Here is a 312-nt window from a genome sequence, read left to right as displayed (position 1 = left end):
CACGTGCTGGTGTTCGGCGACGACCAGACGGTGTTTCCCCGACGCGCGCCCGTGGCCTACCAGCAGGACAGCGGCCTGGTCGCCGACCAGCCGGTGATCAAGCGCTTCGGTGTACGCCTGGAAACCCGCACCGCCCGCGTCACCCGACGCGACTACGACTTCGAGAAACCGCGTCTGCTGCTGGAGAGCGAAGCCCGCAGCGACGCCCAGCCGGACCTCGAGGACTACGACTATCCCGGCCGTTTCGTCGATCGGAGCCGCGGCAAGCACCTGGCCAAGCGCGCCCTGGAACGTCATCGCGCCGACTACCAG

Annotated in this window: 1 protein-coding gene; it reads left to right on the top strand. The window is 68.6% G+C overall.

Annotation, left to right across the window (positions count from 1 at the left end; all coding sequences use genetic code 11):
• Window positions 1-312 (top strand): contractile injection system protein, VgrG/Pvc8 family (locus QMX85_RS23395; RefSeq protein ID WP_282344948.1); only part of this gene is annotated, 312 nt, incomplete at both ends.

It is taken from the genome of Pseudomonas sp. PS02288 (assembly GCF_029959715.1).
GTDB classification, from domain to species: domain Bacteria; phylum Pseudomonadota; class Gammaproteobacteria; order Pseudomonadales; family Pseudomonadaceae; genus Pseudomonas_O; species Pseudomonas_O kuykendallii.
Note: the sequence above shows the minus strand (reverse complement) of the source record. Positions and strands in the feature narration are given on the sequence as shown.